This window comes from Mucilaginibacter sp. P4_E8, assembly GCF_056401495.1.
The window spans coordinates 1-18,294 of sequence record NZ_JBFUJG010000104.1 but is presented as its reverse complement, the minus strand read 5'-3'; the positions used below and the strand labels follow the sequence as shown (position 1 = coordinate 18,294).

At 40.6% G+C, this 18,294-nt stretch carries 13 protein-coding genes; 8 read left to right on the top strand and 5 right to left on the bottom strand.

Annotated features, from left to right (window positions below; all coding sequences use genetic code 11):
- The first annotated feature begins 402 nt into the window (after positions 1–402).
- The 3 genes from eat to eutC are packed head-to-tail and all read left to right on the top strand — an operon-like array spanning position 403 to position 3,934.
- On the top strand, positions 403–1,746 hold the full coding sequence (eat, locus tag AC1DRQ_RS23845) for an ethanolamine permease (RefSeq protein ID WP_477427488.1): 1,344 nt from the start codon (positions 403–405) through the stop codon (positions 1,744–1,746).
- A 50-nt stretch (positions 1,747–1,796) separates the two neighbouring features.
- Positions 1,797–3,179, top strand: coding sequence for an ethanolamine ammonia-lyase subunit EutB (locus tag AC1DRQ_RS23840; RefSeq protein ID WP_477427486.1), 1,383 nt, complete (start codon positions 1,797–1,799; stop codon positions 3,177–3,179).
- A gap of 2 nt (positions 3,180–3,181) precedes the next feature.
- Positions 3,182–3,934, top strand: coding sequence for an ethanolamine ammonia-lyase subunit EutC (gene eutC, locus AC1DRQ_RS23835; protein WP_477427484.1), 753 nt, complete (start codon positions 3,182–3,184; stop codon positions 3,932–3,934).
- Between the two features lie 83 nt (positions 3,935–4,017).
- Here eutC and AC1DRQ_RS23830 read toward each other — a convergent pair whose 3' ends face one another.
- From AC1DRQ_RS23830 to AC1DRQ_RS23810, 5 genes are all read right to left on the bottom strand, one after another.
- Entirely contained in the window at positions 4,018–4,539 is a 522-nt protein-coding gene (locus tag AC1DRQ_RS23830) for a DUF4251 domain-containing protein (protein ID WP_429392189.1), read from the bottom strand.
- Between the two features lie 127 nt (positions 4,540–4,666).
- Positions 4,667–6,550, bottom strand: coding sequence for a molecular chaperone HtpG (gene htpG, locus AC1DRQ_RS23825; RefSeq protein ID WP_477427482.1), 1,884 nt, complete (start codon positions 6,548–6,550; stop codon positions 4,667–4,669).
- A 94-nt stretch (positions 6,551–6,644) separates the two neighbouring features.
- Complete coding sequence (locus AC1DRQ_RS23820) at positions 6,645–7,211, bottom strand: NADPH-dependent FMN reductase (protein ID WP_429392194.1); 567 nt, start codon at positions 7,209–7,211, stop codon at positions 6,645–6,647.
- A gap of 41 nt (positions 7,212–7,252) precedes the next feature.
- Positions 7,253–8,599, bottom strand: a complete 1,347-nt coding sequence (locus AC1DRQ_RS23815; protein WP_477427479.1) for a sensor histidine kinase — start codon at positions 8,597–8,599, stop codon at positions 7,253–7,255.
- The gene (locus tag AC1DRQ_RS23810) at positions 8,589–9,944 is read right to left on the bottom strand and encodes a sigma-54-dependent transcriptional regulator (protein WP_429392200.1); all 1,356 of its coding nucleotides are present in this window, start codon (positions 9,942–9,944) and stop codon (positions 8,589–8,591) included. Before AC1DRQ_RS23810 ends, AC1DRQ_RS23815 begins: the two co-directional genes overlap by 11 nt.
- A 346-nt stretch (positions 9,945–10,290) precedes the next feature.
- On the opposite strand from AC1DRQ_RS23810, the gene AC1DRQ_RS23805 reads away from it, so the two are divergent.
- From AC1DRQ_RS23805 to AC1DRQ_RS23785, 5 genes are all read left to right on the top strand, one after another.
- On the top strand, positions 10,291–11,547 hold the full coding sequence (locus AC1DRQ_RS23805) for an efflux RND transporter periplasmic adaptor subunit (RefSeq protein ID WP_477427477.1): 1,257 nt from the start codon (positions 10,291–10,293) through the stop codon (positions 11,545–11,547).
- Between the two features lie 111 nt (positions 11,548–11,658).
- Positions 11,659–12,336, top strand: a complete 678-nt coding sequence (locus tag AC1DRQ_RS23800) for an ABC transporter ATP-binding protein (protein WP_091144824.1) — start codon at positions 11,659–11,661, stop codon at positions 12,334–12,336.
- Positions 12,337–12,517: 181 nt separating this feature from the next.
- Positions 12,518–14,947 (top strand): ABC transporter permease, encoded by a 2,430-nt coding sequence (locus tag AC1DRQ_RS23795; RefSeq protein WP_477427474.1) that lies wholly within the window; start codon positions 12,518–12,520, stop codon positions 14,945–14,947.
- An 81-nt stretch (positions 14,948–15,028) separates the two neighbouring features.
- Positions 15,029–17,398: an ABC transporter permease gene (locus AC1DRQ_RS23790; RefSeq protein ID WP_477427472.1), complete on the top strand. Its 2,370-nt coding sequence runs from the start codon at positions 15,029–15,031 to the stop codon at positions 17,396–17,398.
- A 67-nt stretch (positions 17,399–17,465) separates the two neighbouring features.
- Positions 17,466–18,294 (top strand): ABC transporter permease (locus tag AC1DRQ_RS23785; protein WP_477427470.1); only part of this gene is annotated, 829 nt, incomplete at its 3' end.

Here is an 18,294-nt window from a genome sequence, read left to right as displayed (position 1 = left end):
GAGTTAAGGCTTTATTACGAAAGGAAAGTCAACGTCGAGAAGAAGAATAAAATGAGTGTCATAAACGCTGTAAGAAATAAACTTGTACAACGTATTTTCTCCTGTGTAAGACAAAATAGAAAATATGAAAAAAATTATCTCAAATTAGTTGCTTAGATCATAGAAATCGAGGAAGCCCCCTCTAAATCTCCCCCGGGAGGGGAGACTTTTATTTTTAAGCCCTCCCTTCCGGGGAGGGTTGGGTGGGGCTAATTGCTTCGTACCTCGCAATGACGCTTTTTTTTAACTGCAGTTCCCACCAAAAATAATTGAACCAATAATCCCCTTAACAATTCCATAATACATCAATATTTTGATTTAACACACGCTTTAAGTATCTTAAAGGCGCATTAAATCAAACTTATGGCAACAGTCCCTACAGAGCAGTTAAAAAGAGTATTAAAACCTGTTCACTTATGGGCAATAGCTGTTGGGCTGGTTATATCAGGCGAATATTTTGGCTGGAATTTAGGTTGGGCCGTATCGGGTACTATTGGCTTTTTGATAGCCACATTGGTTATTACGCTGATGTATATTACCTTTATTTTCAGCTATACAGAGCTTACCACCTCAATTCCACATGCAGGTGGCGCTTTTGCTTATGCCTACCGGGCAATGGGTCCCATTGGAGGATTAATAGCGGGTTATGCTACGCTTATTGATTTCCTGCTGGCATCGCCTGCTATAGCCATTTCGTTGGGGAGCTACCTGCATTTTTTATACCCGACTATTCCCATTATGCAATCGGCAATGTTGTTTAATGTGGCGTTTATTATCCTCAATATATCGGGGGTAAAAGAATCAGCTACATTTTCAGTGTTCATCACCATATTGGCTGTAGCCGAATTATTGCTGTATATGGGTATTGTATCGCCACATTTTAAAATGGATAACTATTTAAGCAATCCGATGCCCTTTGGTTGGGCTGGAGTATTTGCCGCCTTGCCCTTTGCGGTTTGGTTTTACCTGGCCATAGAAGGAGTGGCCATGGTGGCCGAAGAAGTAAAAGAACCAAAAAAGAATATCCCACGCGGTTATATATCGGCATTGGCAACGCTGGTGTTTTTGGCCCTGGGTGTCATGATATTAACCGGTGGCATCACAGATTGGCGCAAACTCAGCAACCTTGATTATCCACTACCTGAAGCCATTGGTATAGTTTTAGGCAAAACCAACGGACTTACCAAAATATTTGCCAGCATAGGCTTGTTTGGGTTGATAGCATCTTTACATGGTACTATTCTGGCATCGTCAAGGCAGGTATTTGCCATGGCTCGCAGCGGTTATTTGCCCAGAGGATTGGCCAATATCAACCATCGCTTTAAAACACCGCATTGGGCGCTTGTTGCCGGCGGTGTAGTTAGCTTTGCAGCCATTTATAGCGGTACTACAGCGCAGATCATTGTCCTTTCGGTACTTGGGGCTATTGTAATGTATATGATGAGCATGATGAGCTTATTTATCCTTCGCAAGAAAGAGCCACGGCTCGAACGGCCTTTCGCAGCACCATTTTACCCGGTGTTCCCGGCAACAGCGCTAATTATATCAGTGGTATGCTTGTTTGCCATCATCTATTTTAACGTACTCGTAAGTTTGATATTTTTTGCAGGATTGGTTGTTGTTATATTAACTTTTATGCTGATGGGAAAACATAAAGTACAGCTTACAGATGAATTTATGATGCCCGGCCCTGATTTTGCAAAATAATAATTATAAAGTGCCTAATGAGTGACCAATGAATTAATTAACCGGATAGAATGGCCTATAAGCATACCATACGCAACAAAGTATATAAGTTTAACGACCTGCGAACTTTGCTGGGCAAGGCCTCACCATACCGCTCGGGTGATGAGTTGGCGGGGGTGTGCGCCGAAAGCTATGAGGAGCGGATAGCAGCACAGATCACATTGGCTGACGTGCCTTTAAAAACATTTCTGAATGAGGTGGTGATTCCTTATGAACAGGATGAAATAACAAGGTTAATTATTGATAATCAAGACATTAGTACTTTTAACTTAATAAGTCATTTAACTGTTGGTGAACTGCGTGATTGGTTGTTAAGCGATGAAACAGACACAGAAACATTGACTGAGATTGCCTTTGGACTTACACCTGAAATGGCCGCAGCAGTCTCCAAACTGATGCGCAACCAGGACCTGATAGCGGTTGCCAAAAAATGCTCGGTCGTTACCAGTTTCCGCAATACGATAGGCTTAAAGGGACATTTCAGCACCCGCTTACAACCTAATCACCCAACAGATGACCCTAAAGGTGTTGCGGCAAGCATTATTGATGGCTTATTACATTGTAGTGGTGATGCGGTTATTGGTATTAACCCGGCTACGGATAGTCCTGCAGCAGTAAGCGGTTTATTACGGTTGATGGATAATTTTCGGAATCAATTTGATATCCCTACACAAACTTGTGTATTAAGCCATATTACCACCACACTGCAACTTATTAATGAAGGCGCCCCGGTTGATCTTTGCTTTCAGTCCATAGCCGGAACAGAGCAGGCTAACACCAGCTTTGGTGTTAATCTTCATTTAATTGAGGAAGCCTACCAGGCTACCTTATCCTTAAACCGAGGAACCGTAGGCAATAACGTGATGTATTTTGAAACCGGTCAGGGTAGCGCCTTATCTGCCAATGCTAATTTTGGAGTTGATCAGCAAACCTGCGAAGTAAGGGCTTATGCGGTGGCCCGAAAGTTTAAACCATTACTGGTCAATACAGTTGTAGGCTTTATCGGGCCTGAATATTTATATGATGGCAAACAAATTATACGTGCCGCTTTAGAGGATCATTTTTGTGGAAAGCTGCTTGGTTTACCTATGGGTGTTGATGTTTGCTATACTAACCATGCCGAGGCGGATCAGGATGATATGGATAACCTGCTTACCCTGCTGGGCGTAGCTGGTTGTAATTTTATCATGGGTATTCCTGGTGCCGATGATATTATGCTCAATTATCAGTCTACCTCGTTTCATGATGCTTTGTACCTGCGTAAAGTGCTTGGTTTAAGGCCTGCACCCGAATTTGAGCGATGGCTCATCAAACAAGGGATAGTAGATTTCAAAGGAAATATGCTGCCTGTCAGTTCATCGCATGGATTATTGGGTGCTCATTTTGAATTTTGACTATGAAGAGAAACGTCCCACAGGAAATAGAATCATTAAAGGCGCTGCAGGAGTTTACTTCGGCCCGGATAGCTATTGGACGAGTGGGTATCAGCATCCCGTTAAAGCAGTCGCTGGAGTTTAAACTGGCTCATGCCCATGCACGTGACGCGGTTTATTCTGAATTGAATATCAATGATTTAACTGGTGTACTTAAACAATTTGATCTGCCCGTTTTACACCTGAACAGCAGGGTTAATGATCGCCGGCAATACCTGCAAAGACCGGATCTGGGACGTCGGTTAAATGATGGATCCCTTGATCTGCTTCGTGATCACCATACGGAAACCGATATTGCTATTATTTTAGCTGATGGTTTATCGGCCACCGCGGTTAACGAAAACGCCGTAGGCTTATTACAGGCACTTATTCCGCAGTTATTAGCAGCAGGTTTTAAGCTGGCACCTATAAGTATGGTTGAACAGGGCAGGGTTGCCATTGGCGATGATATTGGTCATGGACTAAATGCAAAACTTTCCCTCGTGCTTATTGGGGAACGCCCAGGGCTAAGTTCGGCAGATAGTCTGGGTGCATATCTTACTTATAATCCAAAACCAGGCCTTACCGATGAGATGCGTAATTGCATATCCAACATCAGGCCCGGCGGCTTAATCTACAAAAAAGCAGCTAAAAAAATATTTTACCTGATTAGTGAAGCTTTTAAACGTAAGCTATCGGGTGTAGATTTAAAGGATAACGCAGGGCTGTTAGGTTGAAAGCTGAAAGCAAAAAGCCTAAGGCTGAAAGCTAAACACAGTAATAGCTTTGAGCTTTTTGCTTTAGGCTTTTTGCTTCTCTCTTATTTTTTTCTCGCTTCAATAGTTCCATTAAAAGAAATAGGAGTGCGGTTACTACTGATCACCTGTAATGATGCATAACCGTCTGATGATATGCTAAGCATCATGGATTGTACATCTCGCCAGTCGCTAACGTTTTTATCTTTGCCGATTGGTTTTATGGTAACAGTCCAGCCTCCTTTTTTACCTGCTTTTGAATTATAAGTAAAATGGGTATTAGTAAATTTGATACCACCCTCGGTAGGGTTATAAGGCGCAGCATATGATCTGCCAAAATAAGGTAAGAATGCGATAATGGTATCTTTAGATACTACCAGGTCATAATTAGAAGTTAATGACATACTGGCGCCCCTGGAAGGGATGACATAGTTAGCATTGAATATATAGTTTTGGGCTTCAACCATACTCTTAATTTCGGCAACATGAGCGGCTTTTTTGTCCTTACGGGTGGTTTGTGCATAAGCCACATTTAAACTTATAAAAGCCAGCACCAATAATATTGATATTTTCTTTAATGATTTCATAATTAAGTATTTGATGGTTAGACGATGAAGTAGTATTTAGGTTTAATTACATCAAATTTAATCATTATTTAAAACAAAAAAGCCACCCGTTTATGCGGGGTGGCCTTAAAATATTTAAGCTATTATTTTATATTAAATTAACGCTGCGGTTAACAAATTCAGTAAGCTCGGCACCGGTTAATAAGCCTTGCGAAAGCAGGGCCAGGTCAAACGCCTGTTTTGAAAGCTGTGCCTGTACTTCTTCACTCTCTTCCTGCAATATGCGGGTGATCAGTTTGTGGTTTCCATTTACAACTACCTTATAATTATCGGGCATGTTACCATAAAAACCCATACCACCGCCCATAGCTGCCATATCTTTCATGCGGCGCATAAACTCGTCCATGGTAACGGTTACCGGTAACTCATCGGGGTTAAGACTTTCCAGCTCAACCTTGTAGGCAGGTTTATTGATAGCTTTGTCGAAGATGGTTTTTACTGTGGTCGCTTGTTCTTCGGTTAAAATGTGCTCTAATGCATCGTCTTTTTTGATCAGTTTATCAGCAACATCAGCATCAACACGTTTTAAGGATGTTTTTTCAAGCTTTTGCTCCAGCTGGCTAATGAAGTGGTTATCAATCGGCGAATTCATCACCAATACATCATAACCCTTTTTACCGGCCGACTGGATAAAGGCATCCTGTTTTGATGGGTCATTGGTGTAAAGGTAAATCAGTTGACCGTCTTTATCCGTTTGTATGGCTTCAACCTTGTCTTTATATTCGGCTAAAGTAAAGTTCTCCTTTTGGGTGTTGCTAACCAAAACAAAGTCTTTAGCCTTATCATAAAACTTGTCTTCGCTAACCATGCCGTATTTAACAAACAAGCCAATGTCGGTCCATTTTTCTTCGTAGGCTTTACGGTCAGTTTTAAACAGCTCTGCCAATTTATCAGCAACTTTTTTGGTGATATAGCTATTGATCTTCTTAACATTGCTATCAGCCTGTAAAAAGCTGCGTGACACGTTAAGCGGAATATCCGGTGAATCAATAACGCCATGTAGCAGCATTAAAAACTCAGGAACAATATCTTTTACCTCATCGGTAATAAATACCTGGCGCGAAAATAATTTGATCTTGTTCTTTGATACCTCAAAGTCGTTCTTCAGCTTAGGGAAATACAATACACCAGTTAAGTTGAAAGGATAATCAACATTTAGGTGGATCCAGAACAATGGGTCTTCGCTGAAAGGATAAAGCGTTTTGTAGAAGTTAAGATAATCTTCGTCTTTTAATTCAGATGGGGCTTTTGTCCAGATAGGATTGGTTTGATTAATGATATTATCAACCTCAACCGAAGTGTATTTTGGATTGCCTTCTTCGTCAACACCATCCTCAACAGATTCGGTTTTTGTGCCGAATTTGATAGGTACCGGTAAAAATTTACAGTATTTGTCTAATATCTCCTGTAGTTTATACTTACTTAAAAACTCTTCCGATTCGCTATTGATGTACAGGGTGATCTCGGTACCGCGTTCTTCCAATACACCTTCGCCAATTTCAAACTCTGTGCTGCCATCGCATACCCAGTAAGCTGGTTCTGCGCCTTCCTGGTATGATAAGGTTTGGATCTCTACCTTATCGGCCACCATAAATGCAGAATAGAAACCTAAACCAAAACGACCGATGATCTCATTGGCATCTTTGGCTTCTTTAAATTTTTCAACAAACTCAGTAGCACCCGAAAATGCTATCTGGTTAATGTATTTCTTGATCTCCTCGGCGGTCATACCCAAACCATTATCTGATATGGTGATGGTTTTTTTCTCCTCGTCAAATGCTATTTCAACACGCAGATCACCAAGTTCGCCGTTGTATTGCCCTAAGGAGGCCAAGCGTTTAATTTTTTGGGTAGCATCTACCGCGTTTGATACCAGCTCGCGCAAAAATATCTCATTATCTGAGTAAAGAAATTTCTTAATTATCGGAAAAATGTTTTCGGTGTGGATCGAAATGCTGCCTTTTTCTTGCATAATATTATAATATGATTGATTTAATATGATTTTCACCCTGCAACCATCAATGCGTGTTCCAAAGGTGATATTTTGTCAAATTGGCAGTGTTAGTTTAACTTATGGCCATCAAAAATGCATTAAATGCCGTATATAAATTATCCTTTGTTGTTATATCTGCAATACTGCCATCAACGGCCATTTTTGAACGGATAAAGGAGATCAGTAAAGTTGCATCATCAATAACTTTAGCTGTTAAAGCGCCTAAAGTTAGCAGGAGGGATGCGTGGGCATAATTGCCACCCAGCGAGGCTGTGATAAGCGCCACAGGTTTATCAACAAACAAACTGCTGGAAACCATCCAATCCAGCATGTTTTTAAGCTGCCCGGGCACGCCAAAGGCATATTCAGGTGTGCAAATAATAATCCCATCTGCATCAGCTAAAAGCTGGCGCAACTCCGCAACAGCGGCTGGTGGGTCATCCGTATCCAAACCCGGATCAAAAGGCGGTATTTGGGCCAGCCCACTGTAAATAGTATAACTGATATTTGCAGGAGCAAGGCTGCCCAGATATTTCAGAATATGGTGATTGGAAGAACCGGATCGAAGACTGCCTGAAATTGCAAGAACACCCCGACCCCCTAAAGGGGGAGTTACAAAGTTTAATTTATCTTTTTCCATCAGTCTAATCAAAAAGTTCCCCCTTCAGGGGGTTAGGGAGCTTATATAAACTGCAGTATAAACGACGAACCTTTACCCTCGGTTGATTGTACCTGGATGTTTCCTTTATGCAGCAGCATGATCTGTTTACACAAACTAAGCCCTATACCGCTGCCGGTTTTACGGGTACTAAAAAACGGTATAAATATTTTGTCGAGCAGTTCAGGCGGCATACCTAAACCGTTATCAGTTACTTTTACCAGGGTTTTATTATTGCTCTGAATTTCTCCGGACAATACGATACGTGGTGCTTCACGGTCTTTAACAGCTTCAATGGCATTAACCACCAGGTTTATCATCACCTGCTCAATCAGGTTAATATCTGCCTGGATGGCCAGGGTTGGGTCGCGCAGTATAATTTCAAGTTCAATGTTCTTCTTCTCCAGCGTTGGCCTCATCAGGCTGTTTAGGTTTTCAAACAAATCGCGCACCATGATTTTATTCAAATCGAGCTTGGTTATTTTATTGAGGCTGCGATAACTCTCTGTAAACTTAAGTAAGCCCTCACTACGTCTTTTTATGGTATCAATGCCCAACTCCAGGTCTTCCAGTTCGCTGCTTTGAACGCTATTCGCAATTTCGGGGCTTTGCAGGCGGTTCTTCAACGTATCGGCCAGTGATGAAATAGGAGCAACAGAGTTCATGATCTCGTGGGTCATTACATTCAGCAACTTTTGCCATGCTTTTGATTCTGTTTCGTCAAGCGCTTCGCTTACATTCTGGAAAGCTATCAGCTTGTATAAAATATCGTCGCTGCGCATTACACTGGCGGTTATTAAAATTTTAACCAGCTGCTGATTGCGGGTTATGGTTATAATTTTGCTATCGCCAGGTTTTACCTTGATGAGTTCAAGGTACAAAGCGGGTTCGCGCTTTTCAAGTGAGTGAACTGTTTTAAGATAGGGAATACTGATCAGGTTTTTAAAGGCCTCGTTTATCCAGCTTATGCTGCCTGTTTCTTCTTCGAACGATAAAATTCCGGTATCAACCAGTTCCAGTATCTTTTGCAGGTAATGGTACTGTGTTTCCCGTTCCCGGCTAATGAGCTTAAACGTGGTATTGATGTCATTAAATCCTTTGCGCAGCGGCTTAAGTTCATTAGGAGCACGGCGTACATCAAAATGTCTCGAAAAATCGCGGTAGTGTATGGATTCTACAAACTGGTTTACTTCTTCCTGCGCTTTTTTCTGAAAACGGATCATTTCGATAACCGCGTAAGTTACCAATGGTATAAATATAACCAGGTACAGGTACAAGCCCTTAACGGTAACAAATGCTGCCGCGATGAGGGCCAAAAACATCAGGAACACACGCAGCAACAGCCGCCATTCATATCGGTTAAATATCATATTTGCTTAATCTGCGGTATAAGGCCGTACGGGTTAATCCCAATTCCTTGGCCGCCCTGGTAATATTGCCATTATGTTTTTCAATAACCCTAAGTATGGCATTTTTTTCCAGGGTGCTTAACTGGATATTGTCGTCGTCGACAACAGTGTCTGTGGCCGTCTCTAAAATAGAAAATATAAGATCGTCGGGTCTTAGTATATGATCATCGGCCATAATAACGGCCCTTTCAATAGTATACTGTAATTCGCGTACATTGCCCGGGTAATTGTATGATTTTAGTTTTTGCAAAGCTGCAGCATCAAAATCCACGGATGGTTTAAGGTATTTGCTGGCATACAATTTGGCAAAGTGCCTGGCCAGTATGGTGATATCCTCATTACGCCTGCGCAGTGGCGGCATATTGATCTCAACGGTATTAATACGGTAAATCAAATCCTTACGAAACCGGTTTTCATTAGCCAGCTCATGCATGGGTACGTTAGTAGCACAAATAAGCCTGATATCGATATCAACGGCTTTATTGGTGCCCAAACGGGTTACCTGGCGGTTTTGTAGTATGGTGAGCAGCTTGGCTTGTTGTTGCAGGGTAATGTTACCAATTTCATCCAAAAATAACGTACCGCCCTGGGCATCTTCAAAACGCCCGGTACGGTCTTCGCGCGCATCAGTAAAAGCTCCTTTTTTATGACCAAAGAGCTCGCTTTCAAATAAAGTATCGGTAAGTGCGCCTACATCAACTTTAATAAAAGGTTTATCAGCCCGTAATGACCGCTCATGTATGGCTTTGGCCATAAGATCCTTACCGGTGCCATTTTCGCCAAGGAGCAAAATATTGGCATCGGTAGGGGCAATTTTATTCACTTTGTAAAAAATATCCTGCATCACTTCCGATTCGCCCAGAATGGAGGTATCACCGGCAGTACTTTTTACAGCTGTCTTGGTGGTTTTTACCCCTTCTTTTTTATCTAAAAGCTCTTTTATGGTAGCAATCAGTTTTTCGTTATGCCAGGGTTTTACAATAAAATCATTAGCTCCCTCTTTTAATGAGCGTACCGCAAGATCAATATCACCATAAGCAGTTATCATGATAACGCTAACATTGGGTTTCCAGTCCTTTACTTTTCGCAACCAATATAAACCCTCATTGCCTGTGTTAATAGCGCTGTTAAAGTTCATATCCAACAAAACAAGATCAACCTCGTTACGCTGTAGCAACCAGTTTAAGTTCTCCGGATTTTTTTCGGTGATCACTTCCTGCGCCTCTGTTTTTAATAAAAGCTTAACCGCGGTTAGCACATCCGGGTCATCGTCAACAATTAATATAGTTGCTTTTTTAAGTATCATTTAATAACTTTTAAATTTTTAAAGATTATGGTTTAAAAGTCACAGTATACGCATTTGTTACTATGAATTGTTAACCTTGGTACATGAATCAAATTATTTGTGCAAATTAATAATTGAATGCTTAAATTTMATACCAGTTATGATAATACAAGTATTAAGCTGTAAATCAACTATGAATGCTTAATGCAGGCCATGTGCATCTTAATCTACTGTATCATAACCGAACACTTGCTGTAACAGAAGCGTACGCTTCAATTGCTTATTTTGTGTTTAATGTACTGAAATACAGTATTTTAATTTGTGGCATATCTTTTTGTAACTACTATTCAAAATATAATAAACTACAGTGGACAGAAAAATTGAAAAAAAGACCTGGAACAGTAAACGGATATTAACAATTGCGGGCATAACAGGCATTGTTTTATTAGTTGGCGGAAGCATTTATTTTACATCGGGTAAAAGTAAGCTTGATGTTGATACCGAACGCATAACCATTAGTACTATTACAAAAGGCCCATTTCAGGAGTTTATACCTGTAAATGGCGTGGTAATGCCCCTTACAACAATTTTTCTTGATGCTACAGAAGGTGGTGTTGTAGAAGAGAAATATGTTGAGGACGGTGCCAATTTGAAAAAAGGCGACCCTATACTAAGATTATCAAATACCGATCTGGAACTGAGCCTGGCCAACCAGGAAACCGCTGTATATGCCGAGCAAACCCAGATGCAGATATCGCATAACAACGCACAGCAGAACACCATCACCAAGCTTAATACCATGGCCGATGTTGAAAATACCTTCAAAGAGGCCGAAAGGGTTTACAAACTGGATAAACATCTTTATGATCAAAAAGCGATAGGTTTACAGGAATATCAGTCGGCAAAAAATATGTACGATTATCAGGTTAACCGGTATAGGCTGGCTAAACAAATATTATCGCAGGATACTGCCCTGGTTAAACAACAGGCATTACAGTCACAAGAACAATACGCGCACATGAAAACTACGCTTGAGCTTATGCGCCAGAAAGTTGCCAGCCTCACCTTAAGGGCAAATGTTGAAGGTCAATTAACTTCAATGGATGCCGAGGTAGGTCAGAATAAAAAACAGGGTGAACACCTGGGGCAGATCGACGTACAATCGGGCTTTAAAGTTAGGGTTGATATTGACGAACATTATTTATCGCGCATATATACCGGCTTAAAAGGTGATTTCTCCTTTGCCGACAAAACATATAACCTGGTTATCAAAAAAGTATACACACAGGTGAAAACAACCGGCAGTTTCGTGGTTGATATGCAGTTTGTAGGCACGGTGCCTAAAGGCATACGTAAAGGCCAAACCCTGCAGGTAAGGCTTGCACTAAGTGATGAAACACAGGCGGTATTGGTACCTAAGGGTGGTTTTTACCAGCAAACAGGTGGCAACTGGATATTTAAAGTGAGCGCAGACGGTAAACGTGCTTATAAAGTTGATATTCAGCTTGGAAGACAAAGCCCTGATTATTATGTAGTAACTGAAGGTTTAAATCCGGGTGATAAGGTAATTACCTCGAGCTATGAAACTTATGGAGATATACAGGAACTCATACTAAAAAAATAAATTGACAATTGCCTGCAACGGAAAGTCATTATAAAACATCATATATAAAACTAATTAACTAAAAAAATCAGGTCTATCCGCTACATAACGGAGACGATTTAGGAGGCACCAATGATAAAAATTACAAATCTCGAAAAATTCTACCGTACAGAAGAGGTAGAGACCATAGCTTTAAATAAGCTATCCATTGAAATTGCAACCGGCGAATTTGTGGCCATTATGGGCCCGTCTGGCTGCGGTAAATCAACATTGCTCAATATTTTGGGTATGCTTGATGATCCGGATGCAGGGAGCTATGTTTTTAACGATATAGAAGTTGCGCACTTTACAGAGCGTAAACGTGCTGATCTGCGCAAGCATAACATTGGGTTTGTATTTCAAAGTTTTAACCTTATTGATGAGCTTACCGTATTTGAAAACGTAGAACTGCCCTTAATTTACACTGGTGTAGCAGCAGCTGAAAGGGTAAAAAGGGTAGAAGAGGTGCTTGACAAAATGCAGATCATGCATCGCCGTAACCATTACCCGCAGCAGTTATCGGGTGGTCAGCAACAGCGTGTGGCTATTGCCAGGGCTGTGGTTAACAAACCTAAATTAATACTTGCGGATGAGCCTACAGGTAACCTTGACAGTAGCAACGGTAATGATGTAATGGAATTACTTACCGACCTGAACGAACAGGGAACTACCATCATTATGGTTACTCACTCTGAACATGATGCCCGTTACAGTCACCGTATTATACGCCTGCTTGATGGTCAAAGTGTTATGGAGAATATAATGGTTTAAACCAGGATCACCCCAAAAGAAAATAGTTTATATAAGTTAATAAGTGCCTCGCTTTCCCTTCCCTCAACGGGAGGGGTTAGCTTGAGTTTTTCCGTTTTTATTTTGGGGCAGTCCGCCGGTATATTTTGAGAAGGATGGGGTGGTTTATAATTGGCAGTTTACCTATTAATATTTTAATAAGATGATTAGGAATTATATAAAAACAGCCTTTCGGAGCCTTCGAAAAAACAAAGGATTTACCGCTATAAATATCCTGGGCCTGGCCTTGGGCCTGGCAACCTGCCTGCTCATTGTTTTATATGTGGTTGATGAGCTAAGCTATGACAGGTATAATGCCAAATCGAACCGGATATACCGTGTTAATGAAGACCTGAAACTTGGCGAAAATAACGTGCTTTATGCCGTTTGCATGCCACCCCTGGCCAAAACCTTAAAGGCCGAATATCCTTATGTTGAAAATGCTGTACGGCTAAAAAATGCCGGCACATCACATGTAAAAAAGGGCAACTTTAATATATCAGAAAATAAGATAGCTTTTGCCGATCCTTCTTTGTTTGATGTGTTCACACTGCCCATGATCAACGGCAATCCTGCATCGACTTTAATTGAGCCAAACAGCGTTGTAGTTACCGAAACTACAGCCAAAAAATATTTTAACAGCATAAATGTTGTTGGTAAAACCTTGTTGTTTAATGATAATACGCTTTGTAAAGTAACAGGTGTAATAAAAGATATTCCTAAGCAATCACATTTTAATTTCGACTTTTTTATTTCCATGTCTTCATGGCCCGATAGCCGCTCGAACGAATGGTTGCGGAGCGATTATAATACCTATGTCCTGTTAAAAAATCCTGCTGACGCTAAAAAACTGGAGGCAAGTTTTCCGGAGCTATTAAAAAAATTCAGCGGTGCGCAGATGCAGGCCCAACTTAATATGAGCATTGACGCCTTTGAAAAAAGCGGCAGCTTTTTCAGGATGAATTTAACACCACTTACAGATATTCACCTGCACTCAAACCGGAGCGGTGAACTGGGGCCTAACAGTACAACGCAATATGTTTATATATTTTCGGCAATAGCCATTTTTATACTTTTAATAGCCTGTGTTAATTTCATGAACCTATCCACCGCGCGTTCGGCAAACCGGGCTCGTGAGGTTGGTGTACGTAAAGTTTTAGGTTCGCCACGTAAATACCTGATCGCCCAGTTTTTAACCGAATCAATTTTGGTAACGTTCATGGCTACGGTAATTGCTTTTGTTGCGGCTGTGGCATTGCTACCATTATTTAACCAGTTATCAGGCAAAGAAATACTGATTAATACACAATCCCTTGTTTGGATGGTGCCTTGCTTGTTGTTTATCGTTGTATTTATAGGCGCGCTATCTGGTTCATATCCGGCCTTTTATCTCTCGGCCTTTCAGCCAATTGATGTATTAAAGGGCAAGTTGGTTGCTGGTTTTAAAGGTGGCTGGCTCCGGAGTTTTCTGGTGGTTTTCCAGTTTTCCATATCTATTTTTTTGATCATTGGTACGCTGGTTGTCTATAATCAGCTAAATTATATCCAAACCAAAAACCTGGGCTATAACCGCAGCCAGGTGCTTATAGTGCAAAATATTTTTGAACTGAATAAACAGGCCAAAATATTTAAACAGGAGGTAAAAGAAATTCCCGGGGTTATAGACGCCACCATGACGGGTTTCCTGCCGACTTCAAACTGGAAAAGCACCGCCATTTATTTCAAAGATGCTTCGCTTGATCAAAAAAGATCCATGTTTCCGCAGAACTGGGAGATAGATGAGGATTATGTATCTACACTGCAGATGAAAATGGTTTCGGGGCGTAGCTTTTCAAAGGATATGCAAACAGATTCGACAGGTATTGTAATTAATGAATCGGCAGCTAAATTCCTGGGTTTTAATAACGCTGTAAATAAGACCCTGTACAAAAGCTTAGGTGGTAAGCAGACTTTAGATAATGTAAAGCAATACCATGTAATAGGGGTAGTGAAGGATTTTAATTTTAGTTCGTTGAGGGAAAATGTGGGTCCGGTTGTTATGACGCTTGCAGAAAATAACGGTGCCTTGAGCATCCGCGTAAATACTTCAAATCTACCCGCTCTGCTATCGCAAATAAAAGATAAGTGGAAGGGATTATCGCCCAATGTACAGATCAACTATTCGTTTATGGATCAGGAGTTTGATGCCTCATATCGCACTGAACAGCTTACCGGAAAAATAGCTATTGTATTTACCACTTTGGCCATTGTAATTGCTTGCCTGGGTCTGTTTGGCTTAGCTGCCTATGCCGCAGAGCAACGTACAAAAGAGATCGGTATCCGTAAAGTATTAGGAGCAAATGTATCGGCTATTGTAAGTATGTTATCAAAAGATTTTATCAAACTGGTTTTCATATCCATTTTAATAGCATCACCACTGGCCTGGTACTTAATGACTAAATGGTTACAAGACTTTGCTTACCGCATAAACATTCAATGGTGGGTTTTGGTATTGGCGGGTGTGGCAGCATTATTCATCGCATTTATTACAGTAAGTTTTCAATCAATTAAAGCAGCCATAGCAAATCCGGTTGATAGTTTGAAGAATGAGTAATGTAATTGGTAGTGAGGACCGGGGATCGTGTTGTGTGTTCTCAAACAATTTAGGTTTTAGAAATTAGAATTTAAGAAAGACATGTTTAGAAATTACATCAAAACAGCCTGGCGAAACTTAGTTAATAAGAAGTTTTATAGCTCCATAAATATCATAGGACTTACCATTGGTTTAGCCGTGGGGATGCTTATTTTACTTTGGGTACAAGACGAACTAAGCTTTGACCGCTTTAATTCAAAAGCCGACCAGATATATAAAGTTAATGCCTCTATTGGTAGTGGTGTAAGCAAGCAGGTATGGCCATGGGCCCCGGCGCCGGTAGCTGCTTATGCTTTAAAGGAAGTACCCGGTGTTGTTAGCGCGGTAAGGGTAATTACCAATTCTGATTATACTGTTTTTAGGTATAAGGATAAATTGCTCAAGGAAGATTACGGAAAATTATCATGGGTTGATGATGCCTTTTTTAAGGTGTTTGACTATAAATTATTAAAAGGAAATGTAAATAACCCTTTTCCAAATGACCAGTCGGTTATAATTACTGAAAGCACAGCTAAACGCTATTTTRGAAATGCAGATCCAATTGGTAAAACCATCACTGGTGATAGCAGGGATCCTTATGTAGTTTCGGGTGTACTGGCTGATTTTTCGGCCAACTCAAGTATAGATGGTGACATGTTGTTTTCTATGAATATAAAGAAAAAACAATATAATGGTAATGGCTATTGGAAAGCAATGGACGAAGATTGGGGTAATTATTATGCCCAGACCTTTTTATTGGTAAGGCCCGACGCTTCAACAAAAACCATCGGCGAAAAATTGACACAAATTCATTTTAAACACCACCAGGGTATAAAACCAACTGATGGCATATTTATGCTTCAGCCGCTTACTCAAATACACCTGTATAACCCTGATGGTTCATCAGCCGGTATGCAGATAGTAAAGGTATTTTCAATTGTGGCTATACTGATATTGCTGATAGCCTGTATCAACTACATCAACCTGTCAACTGCGCGTTCCATGATGCGTGCTAAGGAAGTGAGTGTGCGTAAAATAATAGGTGCCGAAAGAAAGCATTTATTTATACAGTTTATAATTGAAACTATTTTATGCTTTGCCATAGCGCTCTTACTGGCTTTCTGTGTTATATATGCGGTAATGCCGGTTTATAATAGTATTGCGGGTAAGCAAATGCGTTTTGACTTGTTTAATGCTCGTGTATGGCAGGTAATAGCGATTACTATAGCGGCTACACTTGTAGCTTCGAGCATATACCCGGCGTTGTTACTTTCATCATTTAAACCCATTAACGCGTTAWAAGGTAAAATATCCGGCACGGGCAACGCCACTTTCAGAAAGGTGCTGGTGGTTTGTCAGTTCGCGTTCTCTATTGGGTTAATCATTGGAACTATCGTGATTAATAAGCAATTAAATTATATACAGCAAAAGCAATTAGGGTACGATAAATCATACGTTTTTGGTTTGCAGATGCATGGCATGCAGGATCATTATGAAGCCATAAAGGCCGACTTATTGAATAATCATGCCATAACCGGTATAACTACCGGCGATGGCAATATTGTAAACAACGGCAGTACTACCAGTGATACAGATTGGGATGGCAAAGACCCTAACATGAGTTTTTTGGTACACCCTTAYGGTATCGATAAAGACTATCTGAATTTATTTAAAATAAAGTTTGTAAGCGGTGGTAATTTTACCGGGGCCAAATCTGATTCGGCTCATTGGATCCTGAATGAGACCGCTGTAAGACTTGCTGGTATTAAAGACCCGGTTGGCAAACGGTTTAAATTTCATGATACTAACGGAATTATTATTGGGGTTGTAAAGGATTTTCATGTTGCCTCATTAAAACAGGCCATTGAACCTGTAATTTTTAATTACCGGGCAAGTACATGGCAATTGTTTGTAAAAACAACAGGTAAAGATGCACCGGCAGCAATCAAGGCCGTTGAGAAGTTTTGGAAGCAATACAATTCAACCTTTCCATTTGAGTATAAATTTCTGGATGATGATTATAATGAACTCTACAAATCGGAACAGCATACAGCTACGTTATTTGACGTTTTTGCCGGCATAGCCATATTTATTTCATGCCTTGGTTTGTTTGGTTTGGCAACTTACACCGCGCAGGTAAAGGTTAAGGAAATAGGTATCCGTAAAGTATTGGGAGCGAGTGTTGCCAATATCACAACTATGCTTTCAAAAGACTTTCTGGTACTTATAGTGATCGCTATAATAATAGCATCGCCAATTGCCTGGTATGCCATGAATAAATGGTTACAGGATTATGTTTATCGAACAGAATTGCATTGGTGGATCCTGGCTATAGCCGGTAGTGCAGCCATTTTGGTCGCTTTTATAACTATTAGTTTCCAGGCCATTAAGGCTGCTTTAAATAACCCGGTAAAAAGCCTACGTAGTGAGTAGTGAAAAATGCCTGGTAATTTAGAGTTTAGGTTTTAGGATTAAGGATTTTCATTAAAATATCTTCATTATGTTAAAAAGTTATGTAGTTATTGCTTTCAGAAATATCCGGCGTAATTTGAGTTACGCATTCCTGAATGTTTTTGGACTTACCCTGGGTATTGCGGCCTGCCTTGTTATTTTTTTAATAGTGAGGAATGAACTTGGTTACGACACATACAATACTAGGGCGAACCGTACTTATCGGGTAACATTACATGCTCTTGATTTCAACGCCAACGTATCATTGGCCATTATACCGGCTATACGTACCGACTTTCCTGAACTGGAGGCAACTACACAAGTTTTTTACAGACGTGATGCTGTGGTTAAAGTAGGCGATAACCGGTACAGTGAAAAAAGTTATGCCTTTGCTGATGAACAGATCAATAAAGTTTTTGATTACCATTGGCTTACCGGTGATGCGAATACTGCGCTGCAGCAACCCAACAGTGTTGTACTTACAGAAACCATTGCAAAGAAGTATTTTGGTAAACAGAATGCTATGGGGCAGGTCATTAATCTTGATAATAGATTAAACCTTAAAGTTACCGGCATTATTCAAGATCTGCCCGGCAATACCAGTTTACCTTTAGAGTTCATGGTATCGTTGGCAAGCATCCAAAAAAACCTGGAGGGGGCTATGCATAATTTCTGGGCAATTCCCGGTGCAAGTTATGCCTATATTGTAATCCCGCCTAATTATTCCATCCATCAGCTCGAAAAAAAGATGCCTGGTTTTATCAAAAAAAATTGGGGTACCGATATAGCTAAAGCCGCTGTTATGCCTTTACAGCCATTAAAAGAAATTCATTTCGATCAGCGCTATATTAATAACGTTGTAACTCCTACATCAAGAG